Below are 15,492 nucleotides of genomic sequence, written 5' to 3'. Positions count from 1 at the left end.
TGGAGTCCCGAGGGTGGACGGTGGTCATGCTCCTGATCGTTGTCGTGTCAGGCCTGGTGGCCGTCGTCGTTCTGGTTCTGGTGGAATGCCTGTCGCGGTGGCGGAGCGGGCGTGGCCGCGTCGGTGAGATCACCGACGCCTACGAGCTGGCCGTGCTGGCCGGCGGCGGCCGGTCGCTGGCCGACACCGTGATCACCGCGCTCGTCAGGCGGAACGTCGTCCGTGAGTCCCCGGAGGGCCTGTGCTCGCCTGTCGCGGGCATGTCGGCGGAGCATCCGGCCGAGCGGCTGGTGCTCGCCATCCTGTCGAAGCGGATGGGCCACGCCCGCCGAGCCGAGATCGAGGGGGCGCCGGGCTGGAGGCCGCTGAAGAAGCGGATCCGCGCCCAGCTCGTGCGGCGAGGGCTGTTGCGCCCCACCTGGACGCTGTGGGTGGCCGGGGTCGCGGTGCTGGGCGGGTTCGCGGTGTTGTGGGCGAACCTCGGGTTCGTCGCGGTGATGGTCGTCGTGGTCGCCGATCTGCTGTCCGGGGACTGGGAGGCCGCGCTGGGCATGATCGGGCAGCAGTGGTCCATGCTGCTGGCGCCGCCGTTGACGGTGGCCTTCGCGCTGGTGCTGAGATGGGTAACGTTGGTGCGGACGCCGGCGGGCGAGGCGGCTTACGAGGACGTGCTCGCGGCGCATCCCGGCTATGACGACAGCCTGGAGGCGTACGTGCTCCACGGCGAGCGCCCGCGCGATCACGAACATCGCTGATCTCCAGGGCCGCCTCCGTACCGGTTGTGGATGAAGGTGGTGGCGATGAGTGAGTTGACGGCGGCGCGGGCGGGTGATCGCCATGCTTTCGACCGGCTGGTGGGGCCGTTCCGGGATGAGTTGTGCGCCCACTGCTACCGGATGCTGGGGTCGGCGCATGACGCGGAGGACGTCGTCCAGGAGACGCTGGATCGCGCGTGGCGTGGTCTGGGGCGGTTCGAGGATCGGGGGTCGATCCGGCCGTGGCTGTACAAGATCGCTACGAACAGGGCGCTGACGCTCATCGAACGCCGGGGTCGCCGTGAGCTGCCCGCCGATCTGCGAACGGCCGGCGAGGTCGCGTGGCTGGAGCCGTACCCGGATCGGTTGATGGGGTGGACGGCGGAGCTGAGCCCTGAGGCGCGGGTGGTGGCGCGGGAGAGCGTGGAGCTGGCGTTCGTGGCGGCGCTGCAGCATCTGACGGCGGTGCAGCGGGCGGTGCTGCTGCTGCGCGAGGTGCTGGGGTTCGCGGCCGGCGAGGTCGCCGGCCTGCTGGACACGTCGGTGGCTGCGGTCAACAGCGCTCTGCAGCGGGCCCGGAAGGTGCTGGCGGAGGTGCTGCCCGAGCGGACGCAGCAGCGGACGCTGGGTGAGCTGGGCGAGGAGGGGCGGCGTGAGCTCGCTCAGCGGTATGCGCGCGCGTGGGAGGCGGGCGACGTCGAGACGATCGTGGCCATGCTGACGGAGGACGCGAAGTACTCGATGCCGCCGCTGACGGCGTGGTACGCGGGGCGGGCCGGCATTCGCGGGTTCCTGGTCGACGGGCCGTTGCGGAGTCGCTGGCGGTTCGTGCCGGTGGGGGCGAACGGTCAGCTCGCCTTCGGCACGTACATGTGGGACGAGGAGCGAGGCGTGCACGTTCCGGCCGGTCTGGACATGCTCGTGGTGCGGGGCAGGCGGGTCGCGGAGGTGGTCTCGTTCCTGGACGCGGACTTCGCCGCGTTCGGGTTGCCGGATTCGCGATGAGTTTCCGGTTCGGCGGGGGTTGTAGGGGTGACGGTGACATCGAACCGGAGGGACCTCATCTCATGGCAACCGACGACATGCGGATTCGTACGCTGATCGAGCGCTGGGCGGAGGCGGTGCATCGGGGCGACCTGGAGGGGGTCGTCGCGGATCACGCCGAGGACATCGTGATGTTCGACGTGCCGCCTCCTCAGGAGGGGGTGCGGGGCATCGAGGCGTACCGGGAGACGTGGCCGCCGTTCTTCCGGTGGCAGGCTCAGGGGGCCTGCTTCGAGATCGTGTCCCTGGAGGTCACGGCCGGCGCTGACGTGGCCTTCGCGCAGGCGCTGCTGCGGTGCGGCATGCCGGGAGAGGATCCGGGCAACCGGCTGCGGCTGACGCTGGGGCTGCGGAAGGAGGGCGGCCGGTGGGTGGTGGCGCATGAGCACCACTCGTTCCCGATCATGGATCGGGGCGCGGCCGAGCGGGAGGTGCGCCAGGTGCATCAGCGGTGGTTCGACGCCACCGCGGCCAAGGATCTGGACGGCATGATGGCGTCCGTCGCCGACGACGTGGTGTCGTACGAGCATGAGGCTCCGCTGCAGTACGCGGGGGCGGCGGCGGTGCGGGAGGTGTGCGCGCGCGGCCTGGGCGTCGACGGTGACGTCAGCCTGGCGATCCCGGATCTACGGGTCCTGGTGGGGGATGACCTCGCGGTGGCGTGGGGGCTCAACCGGGTCCGGGTCGCCGGGGAGGCCGAGCACTGGTCGCGGGGCACGCGGGTGTTCGAGCGCAGGAGTGGCGCGTGGGTGATGGTCCACCAGCACCTTTCGATTCCGTACGACCTGAAGACGGGCGAGGCGAGGGCCGATCTGTCTCCGTGATGTTCACGGTTGGAGAATGGACAGGTCGACGACGGCCCGGCACCCACGAGAGCAGGTAGAGCGGGCCGGGAAACGGCGCGGGGCCATGGTGGCGGACCTGTACGTCGGCGGTGCCGGAGAGGGCGATCAGCTGGTGGACAGGAGCAGTGCCGGCGCGCCTTCTACCGGCAGGTCTTCGCCGTGCAGAACGTGACCTCCGGGTAACGGGAGGACGGCTCGTCCAGCAGGGGTTGCGGCCGGTTGCGGAGGTGCAGGTCGAAGAAGGCGCCGACGTATCGGCGGGTGATCTCCAGGGAGCGGGCGCCGGACACCTCGGCGCCGGAGTCGACGCCGAGCTGGTCGACCAGCGCGCCGTAGTCGGTGAAGGACACGTGCACCGCGCCGGTGAGCAGCACCCAGCGCTTCCACCCGGTCAGGAGCCGCCAGTCGTGCTCCCAGGTGGCGGCTGCCGGGTGGCCGGAGCCGGGGGTGTAGGTGGCGGGCTTGCCCAGGAACATGAACGGTCGCGACAGCCCGCTGCCCGGGATCGAGCCGTACGTGGTGCCGTCCATGTCGATCCCGGCGCGGAAGGCCAGGGAAGCGCCCACCGGGTCCGGTCGGGGGCTGATCGGGCTGCGTGAGCGGCTCGCCGTCTACGGCGGGACGCTGGACGCCGGACCGAGACCCGGCGGCGGCTTCCGGGTCCAGGCCCGGCTGCCGTGGACGTCGGCGTGACCGGCCCGCTGCGGGTGGTCATCGCCGACGACCAGGCGCTGGTGCGCACCGGATTCCGCATGATCCTCACCGCTGACGGCATCGAGGTGGTGGCCGAGGCGGCCGATGGCGCCGAGGCGGTCGCCGCCGTCCGGCGGACCAGGCCGGACGCGGTGCTCATGGACGTCCGGATGCCGCGGATGGACGGGCTGGAGGCCACCCGGCGGATCCTGTCCGGTGACGCGAGCGAGACCCGCGTCCTCATCCTGACGACCTACGACCTCGACCAGTACGTCTACGCCGCCCTCACCGCGGGCGCCAGCGGCTTCCTGCTCAAGGACGTCACCCCCGAGCATCTGGTGGCGGCGCTGCGGCTGGTGCGCTCCGGTGACGCGCTGCTCGCCCCGGCCATCACCCGGCGCCTGATCGAGCGGTTCGCCCGCCGGGACGAGGCGAAGGCCGCCCTGCACCGCGATCTGTCGGAGCTGACGCCCCGGGAGCTGGAGGTGCTGCGCCTGCTCGCCACCGGCCTGACCAACGCGGAACTCGCCGACCGGCTCACCATCAGCCCGACGACGGTGAAGACCCACGTCGCCCGTATCCTGTCCAAGCTCGGTCTGCGTGACCGCGTCCAGGCCGTCGTCGTCGCCTACGAGACCGGCCTGGTCTCCCCGGGCGCCCCCGGGTGATCCGCGCGTGTCAGGCCCGGACGGCGGCCCTCTCGTCGAGGAGTCCCTCGCCGAGCAGGTCCGACCACACCTGGTCGGGCACGTCGGCCTCGAACGAGGCGATGTTGTGCCGTACCTCCTCGGCCGTGCGCATCCCGACCACGATGCCCGCCACCGACGGGTGCCGCAGCGGGAACGCCATCGCCGCCTGGGGCAGCGTCACACCGTGCGCCTCACAGACGTCGGCGATGCGGTTGGCGCGGCGCAGCACCTCCGGCGAGGCGGGCGCGTAGTCGAAGAAGGCGTCCTCGGCGGGCCGGGGAGTGGCCAGCAGCCCGGAGTTGAAGATCGAGGCCGCCAGGACGGAGACGCCCCGCTCGGCGCACGCGGGCAGCAGGTCGTCGAGGGCGCCCTGCTGCAGCAGCGTGTAGTGGCCGGAGAGCATCACCACGTCGACGTCGGTCTCCCGCACCAGGGTGGTCAGCATGCCGCTGTGGTACATCCCCGCCCCGATCGCGCCCACCACGCCCTGCGAGCGCAGCTCGGCGAGCGCCGGGTAGCCGTCGCGCAGGGCGGTGTCGAAGTGCTTCTCCGCGTCGTGCAGGTAGAGGGCGTCGATGCGGTCGACGCCCATCCGGGTCAGGGAGTCCTCGACGCTGCGCAGGATGCCGTCGCGGGAGAAGTCCCACACCCGCCGGTGCGTGGCGGGCACCATGAAGGCCTCGTCCATCCGCCCCTCGGGGTTCTGCGGGACGAGGACTCTGCCGACCTTGGTGGAGAGGGTGAACTCCGATCGTGGTCTGTCGCGCAGGCTTGCGCCGAAGCGGCGCTCGGAGTGGCCGATGCCGTAGTGCGGTGAGGTGTCGAAGTAACGGATCCCGACGTCCCAGGCCGCTGCGAGGGCCTGTGCGGCGGTGTCGTCGTCCAGTGGGGTGAACAGGCCGCCCATGGGCCCACCGCCGAAGCCGAGCCGCGTCACTTCCACCGAGCTGCGCCCGAGTCGATTCGTCTCCATTCGCCCTATCTTGCCGGTAAGGGGGCCTGAAGCGAATCGTAAGAAGCTCCGGGCACAGTAGTGGTCATCGAAAGAAACACGCACAGCCCAGAGGAACCCACGATGCGTAAGCTCATCAGCTCGACCTACATCAGCCTCGACGGCGTCATCGAGGACCCCATGTGGACCATGCCGTACTTCGACGAGGAGGCCGCCGCCTTCGCCGGTGAGCAGACGGCCGCCGCCGACGCCCTGCTGATGGGCCGGCGCACCTACGAGGGCTTCGCCGCCGCCTGGCCGACCCGTGACGAGAGCGACCCGAGCACCGGCGCGGCCTACTTCAACAACGTCAAGAAGTACGTCGCCTCGACCACACTCACCGACCCGGAGTGGAACAACAGCGAGGTGCTGGAGGGCGACCTCGTCGAGGCGGTCACCGCTCTCAAGGCCGGGCCGGGCGCGGACATCCTGATGTACGGCTACGGCGTGGTCACGCACGCCCTGGTCAAGGCGGGGTTGGTGGACGAGGTCCGGTTCTGGATCCACCCCGTGTTCGTGGGCGGTCCGTCGGTGTCCGCGCCGCTGAGCGACGTCCAGACGACGCTGGCCCTGGCCGACACCCAGGTCATGAAGAGCGGCGTGATCATCGCCACCTACACGAAACCGTAGCCCGCTCATGGGGTAGAAGTCCCGCACCACGACAGGAGTGACAGATGGCGAGCAAACTGGTTGTTTCCACGTTCGTGTCGTTGGACGGCGTCATGCAGGCCCCCGGCGGCCCCGGCGAGGACGACTCCAACGGCTTCCCGCACGGCGGATGGCTGGCCCCGCACGTGGACGAGGGGTTCGGCCGCATCATGGGCGAGCAGCTCGACCGCGCGGACGGCATGCTGCTGGGGCGCAGATCCTACGAGATCCTCGCCTCGCACTGGCCCGGCGTGCCGGACGAGGAGGGCGGCGCGAAGATCAACAGCATGCCGAAGTACGTCACCACCAGGACGCCGATGGACGCCGCCTGGCGCAACACCCGGGTCCTGGTGGGCGAGGCCGCTCAGACGGTCGCCGAGCTCAAGCGGAGCACCGACGGCGAGATCCTGGTCCAGGGCAGCAGCGATCTCCTGCGCACCCTGCAGGAGGCCGAGCTGGTCGACGAGTACCGGCTGCTGGTCTTCCCCGTCGTCCTCGGCGAGGGGAAGCGGCTGTTCGCCGAGGGGGCCGCACCCGCCGGGCTGAAGCTCACCGGGGTGACGCCCACCGACGCCGGTGTCGTGTACGTCACCTACGACTGGACGGGCAAGCCCGCTTACGGCTCTGTCGCCTAGCGCGCTCCCGACGGGCCGGGCGAACTCGGGAAAGGCGGTGACCTCATCGTCCGCACGAATGTATCGGTGGGGTGTGTCCGGAAGCCGCCTGCCCATTCGTCACCATGGTGTACGCCGTCAATCCGAGGAGCGCGTCATGAAGTACATGATGTTCGTCTGCAGCGACACCGAGCCTGACACGGACAAGGAAAACGAGCCGGACATCGAGGCCTGGGTGGCCGAGAACGACGCACGCGGGCGGCGTCTGCGGGGCGCGGTCCTGGCGCCGGAGTCCGCGGCGACCACCGTCCGCGTCCGCGAAGGGGAGCTCATCCTCTCCGACGGCCCGTTCGCCGAGACCAAGGAGGTGATCGTGGGCTTCGACCTGCTCGAATGCGACGATCTGGACGAGGCGATCGAGGTCGCTCGCGCTCATCCGATGGCCAGGGCGGGACGGCTGGAGCTGCGTCCGTTCGCCGACTTCGAACAGTGACAGCGTCTCTGGAGGCGGCGTCTCTGGAGGCGGCGTCTCTGGAGGCGGCGTCTCTGGAGGCGGCGTCTCTGAAGCAGGCGTCTCTGGAGGCGGTGTCTCTGGAAACGGTGGCCGCCGACGCCTGCCCGCGCATCGTCGCCACGCTCATCCGCGTCACCGGCGACTGGACGCTGGCCGAGGACTGCGCTCAGGAGGCGCTGGCGCTGGCCGTGCGGCGGTGGCCGCAGGAGGGGGTGCCGGCCAACCCCGGCGGCTGGCTCATGACGGTGGCGCGCAACCGCGCGATCGACACGCTGCGCCGCGCCTCGGTGGAACGCCGCAAGCTGGAGGAACTGGCCAGGCTCGCGCCGGCCGGACACGACGGCCCCGAAGCCGTCGGCGAGGAGGAGGTCGTGGACGATCGGCTGCGGCTCATCTTCACGTGCTGCCACCCGGCGCTGCCGCTGGAAGCGCGCGTGGCGTTGACGCTGCGGACGATCTGCGCGGTGCCGGCCGCGCGGATCGCTCGCGCTTTCCTGGTCACCGAGCCGACCATGACCCGGCGCCTGACCAGGGCCAAGAGGAAGATCGCCGATGCGGGGATCCCGTACCGGGTCCCGACCGGCCCGGCCCTGGCCGAGCGGTTGCCCGGCGTGCTGGCGGTGCTCTACCTGCTGTTCACCCAGGGCTACGACGCCGACGGTGAGCCCGCGTTCGCGCAGGAGGCGATCCGGCTGGCGAGGCTGCTGCGCCGGCTCATGCCGGGGCAGAGTGAGGTGTCGGCGCTGCTGGCGCTCTTCCTCCTGCAGCACTCCCGGCGCGATGCCCGCCAGGACGCCGAGGGCAATCTGCTGCCGCTCGACAGGCAGGATCGTTCCCGGTGGGACCGGGCCTCGATCACCGAGGGCCTGGACATACTGGCCGGGGTCGAGCAGGACGGCCCGGACGGGCCGTACGGGCTGCAGGCGCGCGTCGCCGCCTGCCACGTCACCGCGCCGTCGGTCTCCGGCACGGATTGGCCGACGATCGCCCGGTGCTACGACGACCTGGCCCGGATGCACTCCACGCCCGTGGTCGAGCTGAACCGGGCCGTCGCGCACGGCTACGCGCACGGGCCACCGGCCGGGCTCGCGCTGCTGGCCGGGTTGCGTTCGGGCGGCGCGCTGGACGGTCACCCGCTGGCCATCGCCGCCGAAGCAGACCTCACCGCCCGGGGTGGCGACCGCGACCGCGCCGCGGTCCTGTTCCGGCAGGCGGCCGCCGTCGCGCACAGCGAGCCCGAACGCCGTGCGCTGCTCGACCGAGCCGACGAGAACGCCCGGCGGGAGCCGCTCCGATGATGAGCCCGGAAACCGAGACCCTGCTCACCTACCTGAACCATCAGCGACGGCATGTCCACGACATCCTGGCCGGCCTGAGCGAGGCGGATCTGCGGCGGCCGGTCCTGCCGTCGGGCTGGAGCTGCCTGGGCCTGGTACGGCATCTCGCCCTGGACGTCGAGCGGTTCTGGTTCCGCGCCGTCGTCTCCGGTGATCGGGCCGTCATCGACGGGCTCGGCCAGTCCGGTGACGCCTGGCAGGTCGGCCGCGACGTGCCGGTCGGAGCGGTCCTCACCTGCTACCGGCGGGAGATCGACGCCGCGAACGCCGTCATCGCCACCACCTCGATGCAGGCCGCGCCGGTGTGGTGGCCGGAGTGGTTCGCCGACTGGCAGGCGCGCACGCTGCGGGAGGTCGTACTGCACGTCATCACCGAGACCGCCTGCCATGCCGGTCATCTCGACGCCGCACGGGAGCTCATCGACGGCAGGAGATGGCTCGTCCTGACCAGGTGAGATCGTCCAGGGGACGGAGCCCGGCACCGCGTGGCGTTACCCGGCGAAGAGCTGGGTGAGCTTCAGGACCAACTCGTACACACCGAAGGCGAAGGGCACTCCGACCCAGGCCCAGGCCAGGACCATCAGCAGGGTGCGGCTGTCGTTGCTCATACGGGAGTCCTCATCGGCTCGTCACGGTCAGCGGGTGGCCGGGGTTTCCGGGGTTTCCGGCACGCGTTCGTGGAACTTCTCGGCGACCGGGCGGATCAGCTCGTTGGCCGCGAAGCCGATCACGAGCAGCGCGATCATGATGTACAGGGAGGTCGTGTACAGCGCGGGTCCCGACCGGCCCGCGGCTGCCTGCGCGTCGGCGATCGCGTTGATGATCAGTGGGCCGAGCACGCCCGCGACCGACCAGGCGGTGAGCAGCCGGCCGTGGATGGCTCCCACCTGGTAGGTGCCGAAGAGGTCCTTGAGGTAGGCGGGCACGGTGGCGAACCCGCCGCCGTAGAAGGACAGGATGCCGATCGTGCACATGATGAACAGCGGCTTGGAGCTGTCGCCGGCCAGCGCGATCGTCAGGTAGAGCAGCCCGCCCACGCCGAGGTAGACGCGGTAGATGTTCTTGCGGCCGATCAGGTCGGAGGTGGAGGACCACACGAACCGGCCGGCCATGTTGGCCAGGGAGAGCAGCGCGACGAAGCCGGCCGCCGCGCCGACCGCGACGGGGGTGTCGGTGTCGGAGAAGAAGTCCCTGATCATGGGGGCGGCCTTCTCCAGGATGCCGATGCCCGCGGTCACGTTGAGGCACAGCACGATCCACAGGCACCAGAACTGCGGGGTACGGATCGCGTTGCGCGCGGAGACGTCCGCGGTGGTGACCAGCGGCTTGGCGGCGGCCAGGGAGGGCGTCCAGCCCCGGGGCAGCCAGCCCTCGGGCGGCACGCGGACCAGCATCACCCCCACCGACATGAACACCGCGTAGACCACGCCGTGGACCAGGAAGGTCTGCGCGATGCCGGTCGTGTCCGTGCCGAACGCGCCGAGCATGCCCGCCGACCAGGGCGAGGCGATCAGCGCCCCGCCGCCGAAGCCCATGATGGCGATGCCGGTGGCCATGCCGGGCCGGTCGGGGAACCACTTGATCAGGGTGGAGACCGGCGAGATGTAGCCGATGCCGAGCCCGATGCCGCCGATGAAGCCGTATCCCAGCACCACCAGCCAGAACTGCCCGATCGCCACGCCGAACGCGGAGAGCAGGAAGCCGCTGGAGAAGCAGGTCATCGAGACGAACATGGCCCACCGTGGCCCGTTGCGCTCGACCAGCGTGCCGCCGAACGCGGCCGACAGGCCGAGCATCACGATGCCGAGCTGGAAGGGCAGCGCGCTCATCGTGCCGGACAGGCCGAGGGAGGACTCCAAGGGCGGCTTGAACACGCTCCACGCGTACGCCTGGCCGATCGCCAGGTGGACGGACAGGGCCGCCGGCGGGATCAGCCAGCGGCTCCAGCCGGGCGGTGCCACGGTTCGGGAGCGGTCGAGGAAGGCAGGGGTCAGCGGGGACCGAGCCGGGGGGATCATGTCGCCAGACATGCCGTATACGGTATGTGCTCCCGGGACCCCCGGTCGAGACCGAAACTACGTTGATTAATTGAATTTTTTGCTACTTCCCCGGACGAGGCAGCGACGGCCGTGCAGAACGAGACCGTACTTTCGGCCGGTTCGACCGGCGGCACCCCTGCCCTAGCCTGGACGACCGTGGGCTTCCCCGATCGGCGCAAGGCGGCGGCCGACGCCGGGCTCGGCGTCGTCATCGCGACAGCCGTCGCATTCCAGGCTTATTGGGTCGCCGATTCCTGGGGCGACGGCTACTGGCTGTTCGGCGCGGCCGTCGGCGCGTCGGTGGGCGTGCTCGCCCTGGTGCGCCGCCGCTCTCGCCTGTGGACGGCCGTCGCCGGCCTGACCGTGGCGGCGCTCGCCGTCCTCGTCACCCGTTTCGTCCACCTGCCCGCCGAGCCCAGCCCCGCCGCCTCCCTCGGCCTGGCGGCGCTCGCCGGCTCCGCGGTCAGGACCCTGCCCGCCCGCACGGCCTGCGCCGTCGCCGCCGGGGGACCGGCCGTGATGGCGGCCGGCTACCTCGCCAATCCCCGCTCGGCCGTGCCGGTGCAGGGCGCCCTGATCTGGCTCGCCGCCCTGGCGGCCGGGCTCGCCCTCCGGCTCCTCGCCGCCCGCCGCCACGCCGCCGCCGAGCGGGTACGGCACGCCGAACGCCTGGAGCTGGCCAGGGAGCTGCACGACGTCGTGGCCCACCACATCACCAGCATCGTGCTCCAGGCACAGGCCGCCCAGCTCGTCACCGCCAAGCATCCCGACCGGACGGCCGGTTCGCTCGCCGGCATCGAGACCGCGGGCTCCGAGGCGCTGGCCGCGACCCGCCGCGTGGTCGGCCTCCTGCGCGACACCGCCTTCGACGTGGCGGGCCACGAACGGCTCGCCGAGCTGATCGAGAACTTCGAAGGCCATGGCCGGCGGGCGCGCCTGCGGCTGGCCGCCGAGCCGGACGGCTGGCCGCCCGAGGTGAGCAGCACCGTGTACCGCGTCGTACGCGAGTCGCTGACCAACGTCTCCCGGCACGCCCGGCACGTCCGCACGGTCGCCATCGACATCACCCAGGACGAGGAGGCGGTCACGGTCGTGGTCGAGGACGACGCCCCGCAGGCGCCCGCCAGGCGCTACCGTCACGCCGGATACGGCCTCATCGGCATGCGCGAACGCCTCGAAGCCCTCGGCGGCACCCTGACGGCCGGCCCCCGCCCCGGCTCCGGCTGGACCGTCCGCGCCACCGTCCCGGCGCCGCCGTCGCTGTCCGGGAAGCGCCGATGACCATCCGGGTGCTGCTGGCCGACGACCAGGAGATGATCCGGGCCAGCCTGCGGATCATCCTTGAGGACCAGCCCGACATCACCGTGGTCGCCGAGGCCGGCGACGGCGTCGAGGCGATCGAGCAGGCCCGCAGGACGAGTCCGGACGTGTGCCTGGTGGACGTCCAGATGCCCCGCCTCGACGGCATCGAGGTCGCCCGCGCGCTGGCCGACGCGCCGCCACGCGTGGTCATGGTCACCACCTTCGACCTGGACGAGTACGTCTACGGCGCGTTGCGCTGCGGCGCGGCCGGGTTCGTGCTCAAGGACGCGGGCCCTGTCCTGCTCGTCGAGGCCGTGCGGGCCGCGCACGCGGGCGACGCGCTCATCTCGCCGTCGATCACCCTGCGGTTGCTGCGCCGCCTCGCCGACGGCGGAACCCGCGCCGAGGCCCGCCCGCTCGCGCGGCCCCTGACCACGCGGGAGCTCGACATCGTCCAGGCGGTCGCCCGAGGGCGCACCAACCAGGAGATCGCCGACGAGCTGTTCATCTCGCTCAGCACGGTCAAGGGCCACGTCGCGGGTGTCCAGGCCAAGCTCGGCGCCCGCAACCGGGTCGAGATCGCGGCCTGGGCCTGGGCGAGCCGCATGATGGCCACGGGCTGACCACGGGCCGGCCACCGCTCGCGGTCGGCTCCCGGCCTGGCGCCTGGCCCCGCTGTCCACCTCTCCACCGCCGCTGGGTGCGCTAGCGCACCCAGCCGGTGTAATGGCGTCCGGTACGTGGATCGCCGTGGTTCTCGGGAGTGCCGCCTCCCTCGGCGGGGCCGAGCGCCGCGGACACGGCTCGGACCAGCCAGGCGTTGACCGACAGTCCTTCCCGGCCGGCCGCCTGCTCGATGCGCGGTTTGAGGTGGTCGGGGACGCGCAGCGAGATCCGTGAGGTGCCGCCGTCGTCGGACTCCGGTGGCGCCGGGGGAACGGGCTGCCGGATGCCCATCGCGACCTCCACCGCGCCGGCCAGCGCGGTGCTCAAACTGCTCGGCGGCGCCCCTTGCGGTGACGTGCCGACAGGCGGTGGCGTCACCAGGAAGTCGGGGTCACGGCCGCGCAGCCGTACGTCGACCGAGCCTGGCGCGAGATCGCGGGTGATCTCGCCCGCGGCGGCCGACAGCGCCTCCAGGAGGGTGAGCCGGACGGCCGAGTCCAGCGGCGCGGTGAGGCGCTCGGCGAGCGCGCGGGCCTCCGGGCCGCCCGCCTCGGCGGCGACGGCCAGCTCGCGGCGGAGACTGTCGACGTACGGCGTGAGATCCATGACGGCACTATGGCGCTAGGTTGGCGTCACGGCAAGCCGGTGACGCCACGACCGGCGCGTCAGCGGAGGAGCGCCCGCGTCCGCCGGGCCACCAACGGCGCGTCAGCGGAGGAAGGCCAGTGTCCGCTCGGCCACGGTCGAGGCCGTCTTGCCTTCCGGGCCGAAATGGTTGAGGCCGTCCAAGGTTTCGAGGGTGGCGTCCGGCAGGGTGTCCCGCAGCACGCCGAACTCCGCTCTGCTCGTCCGCGAGCTGCGGCCGCCGCAGAGGATCAGCGCCGAGGCGGTGACGGCCGCGAACGCGGTATGGCGGCCCTGCTGGGCCGCGACCTGCTCGTGCTCGTTCAGGTTGGCCTCCAGCAGCGGCAGCATCCGTCGCCAGGCGGGCCCGCGGAGCCCGACCCGCAGCGCCAGGCGCAGATACCAGTGCGGCATCTTGGCCATGAAGGCCGGTGCACCGCCGGACCCGCGGACGAAGTGGGCGAACGCGCCGTAGGGGTCGCCCGCGGCCAGCCGTTCCCGGTAGGGGGCCATCCAGTGGGTGTGGACCGGGCCGCAGGGCACGCCGGGCTCGTAGACCGCGACGCGGTCGAACACCGGGAACGAACGTGCGGTCTCCAGGACGACGAGCCCGCCGTAACTATGACCGAACGCCGTTCGCGCGCCGGTCTCCGCCTGGACGGCCAGGAGGTCTTCCACCTCCTTGGCCAGGGTGTAGCCGGGGCCCTGGGGGCCGCTGCCGCCTCGGCCTCGCCGATCGACGAGGTGGACCGTACGGGAGCCGGCCAGCGCGGAGGCCAGCGGCAGGTAGTCCTGCGAGGCGCGCAGCGCGCCCCCGACCACGATGAGGTCCGGCCCCGCGCCCATGGTCCGATAGCTGATGGGGGTGCCGTCGGCCGAGGTGACCGTGCGCGGATGTGTGGTCTGGATGCTCACTTGGTTCTCTTCTTCTCGATGTCGTCGACGGCCGCCAGCAGGAGCGCGGTGTGCCTCGCGTACTCCTCGTACGGCACGCCGCTGTTGTGGACGAGGGCGGCCACCCGCTCTTCGAGCCCTTGCTGGACCGAGGACACCAGCCGCTTCCCCTCGTCGGTGAGGGTCAGCTGCCGGCGGTGCCCTCCGGCGGGGTCGGGCTGCACGTCGAGCAGTCCTTCGGCGGCCAGGACCGAGGTCATCCGGCTCACCGACGGCTCGGTCACGCCCAGGCTGTCGGCGAGGGCGCGTTGCGTCGAGACGCCCAGCTCGCCGACCAGGGTCAGCGCCAGGAAGCGGCTGTAGGAGATGTCATGCTCCGCCCGCAGGATCCTGTCGGCCGCCCGGTCCAGCCGGGCGGTGAGCACATGCAGGTTGAAACTCAGGTTCCGTTCCACGCTCATAACTTAGCATGCTTACTTAGCCTTGCAAGTTACGCCGGTAAAATCTGAAAGCAGACCATCAATTGGCAGTAAACTTCAGCCATGGACACCGGCGGGCTACGCGAGCGCAAGAAGGTCAAGACGCGGGAGGCGATCCTGCGTGAGGCGTTCAGGCTCTTCCACGAACGCGGCTACGGCGCCACCACCATCGAGCAGATCGCCGCCGCCGCCGAGATCTCCCCGGCCACTTTCTTCCGCTATTTCCCGACGAAGGAGGATCTCGCCACGCTCGACCGCTTCCCGCCCCTCATGGAGGCGTTGCCCGTTCAGCCGCCGGGCACACCGGTGGCCGTCCTGCGCGGCGCGTTCCGCACGGCGTTCGCCGCCCTGTCCGCCGAGGAGATCGCCGCAGGACGTGCGCGCGAGGTGTTCGCGGCCACCGTCCCCGAGCTGGTGGCGGCCAACCTGCGCCGAAGCCCCGGCCTCATCCAGGAGATCCGCGAGATCGTGGCGGACAGGGCCGGCCTCGCGGCGGACGACCCCCGGCTGCGCGACGCCATCGGCGCGGTCTTCGGGGTCGTGGCGATGGTCTGGCAGCAGTGGGCCCAGGACCCCGGCCTGGACGGCCCCGCCGAGATCGACCGGGCCCTGGCGCACCTGGAGTCCGGCCTGGGCGGCTGAAGCCTACGGGCGGCGGGTGACGAACACGTACTCCCGGCTGTCCTCGGTGTACGGCTCGCGCGCGAAGCCTCCGTACAGGGCCTCCGGTTCGAGACCGGCGACGTCGAGGAGGCCGAGCCACTCGTTCTTCGTCGCCCACCAGAAGGAGCTCGTCGCGCCGTCGTCCAGGACCATGTCGATCCGGTTGTCGCCGACCGCGTAGCGGATCGTGTGCGGCACGGGCCGCTCCTGGCGCAGGCCGTCGAGCCGGGCGGCGATCCGGTGGTCGAAGGCGATGGCGTTGAAGGCGAACCGCCCGCCCGGCCGGAGCGAGGCGGCGACCCGCTCGAACACGCGGCGGCGGCCGGCCCACGTCGGCAAGTGCTGCAGCGACCGGAACGGGCAGTAGATCAGCGCCGCCGGCTCGTCCAGGGAGAGTTCGCGCAGGTCGCACTCGCGCAGGTCGAGCGTCACCCCGGCGGTGGCCGCGTGGGCGCGCGCCTGTGCGAGCATCGCCGGCGAGATGTCGATGCCGATGACGGGCCGACCGGTGGCCCGCGCGACCGGGATCGCGACCCGCCCGTTCCCGACCGCCAGCTCGACCAGCGGCCCGTCCGCCGCACGCGCGAGCTCCACGTAGAAGGCGATGTCGGCCGTCATGTGCGCCGACCACTCGTCGTACCGGCTCGCGAACGCCTCGTCCCAGGTCGTTGGCATCGATCCATGATCGCACACGG

The 15,492-nt window shown here is 71.6% G+C and carries 20 protein-coding genes; 13 read left to right on the top strand and 7 right to left on the bottom strand.

Translation table 11 applies throughout. The annotated features are described in order from the left end of the window. Positions 1-26 precede the first annotated feature (26 nt). The 3 genes from ACIBQX_RS00380 to ACIBQX_RS00370 all read left to right on the top strand — a co-directional run bounded on the left by ACIBQX_RS00380 (position 27) and on the right by ACIBQX_RS00370 (position 2,623). Positions 27-755, top strand: coding sequence for a TIGR04222 domain-containing membrane protein (locus tag ACIBQX_RS00380; protein ID WP_396999180.1), 729 nt, complete (start codon positions 27-29; stop codon positions 753-755). A 45-nt stretch (positions 756-800) separates the two neighbouring features. Next, complete coding sequence (locus ACIBQX_RS00375) at positions 801-1,760, top strand: sigma-70 family RNA polymerase sigma factor (RefSeq protein WP_396999179.1); 960 nt, start codon at positions 801-803, stop codon at positions 1,758-1,760. 62 nt (positions 1,761-1,822) lie between these two features. Next, positions 1,823-2,623: a nuclear transport factor 2 family protein gene (locus tag ACIBQX_RS00370; RefSeq protein WP_396999178.1), complete on the top strand. Its 801-nt coding sequence runs from the start codon at positions 1,823-1,825 to the stop codon at positions 2,621-2,623. A gap of 161 nt (positions 2,624-2,784) precedes the next feature. On the opposite strand, the gene ACIBQX_RS00365 is transcribed toward ACIBQX_RS00370, so the two are convergent. Next, positions 2,785-3,174 carry a hypothetical protein gene (locus ACIBQX_RS00365; RefSeq protein ID WP_396999177.1) on the bottom strand — a complete coding sequence of 130 codons (390 nt, stop codon included), beginning with the start codon at positions 3,172-3,174 and terminating at the stop codon, positions 2,785-2,787. Between ACIBQX_RS00365 and ACIBQX_RS00360 the strand changes: the two genes are divergently transcribed. Beyond that, complete coding sequence (locus ACIBQX_RS00360) at positions 3,173-3,337, top strand: hypothetical protein (protein ID WP_396999176.1); 165 nt, start codon at positions 3,173-3,175, stop codon at positions 3,335-3,337. The genes ACIBQX_RS00365 and ACIBQX_RS00360 overlap by 2 nt on opposite strands. Further along, positions 3,322-4,005, top strand: a complete 684-nt coding sequence (locus tag ACIBQX_RS00355; RefSeq protein ID WP_396999175.1) for a response regulator — start codon at positions 3,322-3,324, stop codon at positions 4,003-4,005. The genes ACIBQX_RS00360 and ACIBQX_RS00355 overlap by 16 nt, the downstream gene beginning before the upstream one ends. Positions 4,006-4,015: 10 nt before the next feature. On the opposite strand, the gene ACIBQX_RS00350 is transcribed toward ACIBQX_RS00355, so the two are convergent. Then, positions 4,016-4,999 (bottom strand): aldo/keto reductase, encoded by a 984-nt coding sequence (locus ACIBQX_RS00350; protein WP_396999174.1) that lies wholly within the window; start codon positions 4,997-4,999, stop codon positions 4,016-4,018. A 102-nt stretch (positions 5,000-5,101) separates the two neighbouring features. Here ACIBQX_RS00350 and ACIBQX_RS00345 point away from each other — a divergent pair, with 102 nt between their 5' ends. The 5 genes from ACIBQX_RS00345 to ACIBQX_RS00325 all read left to right on the top strand — a co-directional run bounded on the left by ACIBQX_RS00345 (position 5,102) and on the right by ACIBQX_RS00325 (position 8,585). Further along, on the top strand, positions 5,102-5,647 hold the full coding sequence (locus ACIBQX_RS00345) for a dihydrofolate reductase family protein (RefSeq protein ID WP_396999173.1): 546 nt from the start codon (positions 5,102-5,104) through the stop codon (positions 5,645-5,647). A gap of 44 nt (positions 5,648-5,691) precedes the next feature. After that, entirely contained in the window at positions 5,692-6,300 is a 609-nt protein-coding gene (locus tag ACIBQX_RS00340; RefSeq protein WP_396999172.1) for a dihydrofolate reductase family protein, read from the top strand. A gap of 136 nt (positions 6,301-6,436) precedes the next feature. Continuing rightward, complete coding sequence (locus ACIBQX_RS00335) at positions 6,437-6,772, top strand: YciI family protein (protein ID WP_396999171.1); 336 nt, start codon at positions 6,437-6,439, stop codon at positions 6,770-6,772. Then, positions 6,769-8,091, top strand: coding sequence for an RNA polymerase sigma factor (locus tag ACIBQX_RS00330; protein ID WP_396999170.1), 1,323 nt, complete (start codon positions 6,769-6,771; stop codon positions 8,089-8,091). Before ACIBQX_RS00335 ends, ACIBQX_RS00330 begins: the two co-directional genes overlap by 4 nt. After that, the gene (locus ACIBQX_RS00325; protein WP_396999169.1) at positions 8,088-8,585 is read left to right on the top strand and encodes a DinB family protein; all 498 of its coding nucleotides are present in this window, start codon (positions 8,088-8,090) and stop codon (positions 8,583-8,585) included. Before ACIBQX_RS00330 ends, ACIBQX_RS00325 begins: the two co-directional genes overlap by 4 nt. A gap of 180 nt (positions 8,586-8,765) precedes the next feature. On the opposite strand, the gene ACIBQX_RS00320 is transcribed toward ACIBQX_RS00325, so the two are convergent. Next, on the bottom strand, positions 8,766-10,160 hold the full coding sequence (locus tag ACIBQX_RS00320) for an OFA family MFS transporter (protein WP_396999168.1): 1,395 nt from the start codon (positions 10,158-10,160) through the stop codon (positions 8,766-8,768). Between the two features lie 99 nt (positions 10,161-10,259). Here ACIBQX_RS00320 and ACIBQX_RS00315 point away from each other — a divergent pair, with 99 nt between their 5' ends. Both ACIBQX_RS00315 and ACIBQX_RS00310 read left to right on the top strand, forming a co-directional pair. Next, positions 10,260-11,450 (top strand): sensor histidine kinase, encoded by a 1,191-nt coding sequence (locus ACIBQX_RS00315; protein WP_396999167.1) that lies wholly within the window; start codon positions 10,260-10,262, stop codon positions 11,448-11,450. Beyond that, positions 11,447-12,094, top strand: coding sequence for a response regulator (locus ACIBQX_RS00310; protein ID WP_396999166.1), 648 nt, complete (start codon positions 11,447-11,449; stop codon positions 12,092-12,094). The genes ACIBQX_RS00315 and ACIBQX_RS00310 overlap by 4 nt, the downstream gene beginning before the upstream one ends. An 82-nt stretch (positions 12,095-12,176) precedes the next feature. On the opposite strand, the gene ACIBQX_RS00305 is transcribed toward ACIBQX_RS00310, so the two are convergent. The 3 genes from ACIBQX_RS00305 to ACIBQX_RS00295 all read right to left on the bottom strand — a co-directional run bounded on the left by ACIBQX_RS00305 (position 12,177) and on the right by ACIBQX_RS00295 (position 14,110). Beyond that, on the bottom strand, positions 12,177-12,743 hold the full coding sequence (locus tag ACIBQX_RS00305; RefSeq protein ID WP_396999165.1) for a hypothetical protein: 567 nt from the start codon (positions 12,741-12,743) through the stop codon (positions 12,177-12,179). Between the two features lie 102 nt (positions 12,744-12,845). After that, positions 12,846-13,676 carry an alpha/beta fold hydrolase gene (locus ACIBQX_RS00300; RefSeq protein ID WP_396999164.1) on the bottom strand — a complete coding sequence of 277 codons (831 nt, stop codon included), beginning with the start codon at positions 13,674-13,676 and terminating at the stop codon, positions 12,846-12,848. Continuing rightward, positions 13,673-14,110 carry a MarR family winged helix-turn-helix transcriptional regulator gene (locus tag ACIBQX_RS00295; protein ID WP_396999163.1) on the bottom strand — a complete coding sequence of 146 codons (438 nt, stop codon included), beginning with the start codon at positions 14,108-14,110 and terminating at the stop codon, positions 13,673-13,675. The genes ACIBQX_RS00300 and ACIBQX_RS00295 overlap by 4 nt, the downstream gene beginning before the upstream one ends. 87 nt (positions 14,111-14,197) lie before the next feature. On the opposite strand from ACIBQX_RS00295, the gene ACIBQX_RS00290 reads away from it, so the two are divergent. Then, on the top strand, positions 14,198-14,776 hold the full coding sequence (locus tag ACIBQX_RS00290) for a TetR family transcriptional regulator (protein WP_396999162.1): 579 nt from the start codon (positions 14,198-14,200) through the stop codon (positions 14,774-14,776). 3 nt (positions 14,777-14,779) lie between these two features. Here the strand turns inward: ACIBQX_RS00290 and ACIBQX_RS00285 are convergent, their stop codons facing one another. Continuing rightward, a complete protein-coding gene (locus ACIBQX_RS00285) occupies positions 14,780-15,472 on the bottom strand; it encodes a class I SAM-dependent methyltransferase (RefSeq protein WP_396999161.1) in 693 nt (230 codons plus the stop codon). Positions 15,473-15,492: the final 20 nt, after the last annotated feature.

This window comes from Nonomuraea sp. NPDC049714, from assembly GCF_044465295.1.
GTDB lineage: Bacteria > Actinomycetota > Actinomycetes > Streptosporangiales > Streptosporangiaceae > Nonomuraea.
Note: the sequence above shows the minus strand (reverse complement) of the source record. Positions and strands in the feature narration are given on the sequence as shown.

Bases quoted from the DNA above. Each gene is read 5' to 3' on its own strand.
- ACIBQX_RS00380 (WP_396999180.1), top strand. From the start codon at position 27: ATGCTCCTGATCGTTGTCGTGTCAGGCCTGGTGGCCGTCGTCGTTCTG.
- ACIBQX_RS00375 (WP_396999179.1), top strand. From the start codon at position 801: ATGAGTGAGTTGACGGCGGCGCGGGCGGGTGATCGCCATGCTTTCGAC.
- ACIBQX_RS00370 (WP_396999178.1), top strand. From the start codon at position 1,823: ATGGCAACCGACGACATGCGGATTCGTACGCTGATCGAGCGCTGGGCG.
- ACIBQX_RS00360 (WP_396999176.1), top strand. From the start codon at position 3,173: ATGTCGATCCCGGCGCGGAAGGCCAGGGAAGCGCCCACCGGGTCCGGT.
- ACIBQX_RS00365 (WP_396999177.1), bottom strand. From the start codon at position 3,174: ATGGACGGCACCACGTACGGCTCGATCCCGGGCAGCGGGCTGTCGCGA.
- ACIBQX_RS00350 (WP_396999174.1), bottom strand. From the start codon at position 4,999: ATGGAGACGAATCGACTCGGGCGCAGCTCGGTGGAAGTGACGCGGCTC.
- ACIBQX_RS00345 (WP_396999173.1), top strand. From the start codon at position 5,102: ATGCGTAAGCTCATCAGCTCGACCTACATCAGCCTCGACGGCGTCATC.
- ACIBQX_RS00340 (WP_396999172.1), top strand. From the start codon at position 5,692: ATGGCGAGCAAACTGGTTGTTTCCACGTTCGTGTCGTTGGACGGCGTC.
- ACIBQX_RS00335 (WP_396999171.1), top strand. From the start codon at position 6,437: ATGAAGTACATGATGTTCGTCTGCAGCGACACCGAGCCTGACACGGAC.
- ACIBQX_RS00325 (WP_396999169.1), top strand. From the start codon at position 8,088: ATGATGAGCCCGGAAACCGAGACCCTGCTCACCTACCTGAACCATCAG.
- ACIBQX_RS00320 (WP_396999168.1), bottom strand. From the start codon at position 10,160: ATGTCTGGCGACATGATCCCCCCGGCTCGGTCCCCGCTGACCCCTGCC.
- ACIBQX_RS00310 (WP_396999166.1), top strand. From the start codon at position 11,447: ATGACCATCCGGGTGCTGCTGGCCGACGACCAGGAGATGATCCGGGCC.
- ACIBQX_RS00305 (WP_396999165.1), bottom strand. From the start codon at position 12,743: ATGGATCTCACGCCGTACGTCGACAGTCTCCGCCGCGAGCTGGCCGTC.
- ACIBQX_RS00290 (WP_396999162.1), top strand. From the start codon at position 14,198: ATGGACACCGGCGGGCTACGCGAGCGCAAGAAGGTCAAGACGCGGGAG.
- ACIBQX_RS00285 (WP_396999161.1), bottom strand. From the start codon at position 15,472: ATGCCAACGACCTGGGACGAGGCGTTCGCGAGCCGGTACGACGAGTGG.